Annotated in this window: 1 pseudogene; it reads right to left on the bottom strand. The window is 69.1% G+C overall.

The window, feature by feature from the left end:
- Positions 1 to 228, bottom strand: a pseudogene (locus EOD29_RS35545) (ABC transporter permease); the annotation flags it as partial.
- Positions 229 to 230 lie beyond the last annotated feature (2 nt).

The following is a 230-nucleotide window of genomic DNA, read 5'->3' as shown; positions in this document are numbered from 1 at the left end:
GCAGAGCCCAAGCACCATGGCCGCAAACGCCGCCGCGAGGCCAACGGCAAGCGAGGTCCTGGCACCATAGAGCAGGCCCGCCAACACGTCGCGGCCGAGACGGTCGGTGCCGAGCGGGAAAGCCGGATCGGCGAACGGCGCCAGCAGGGCGTGGCCGGCAATTTTCAGCGGATCGCCCGGCGAAATGACGGGAGCGAGCAGCCCGGCCACAAGCAGAACGAGAAGGATCG

Source organism: Mesorhizobium sp. M1A.T.Ca.IN.004.03.1.1, from assembly GCF_003997555.1.
In the GTDB taxonomy this organism is placed as follows: Bacteria; Pseudomonadota; Alphaproteobacteria; order Rhizobiales; family Rhizobiaceae; genus Mesorhizobium.
This window is presented reverse-complemented; position numbering and strand designations above follow the sequence as displayed.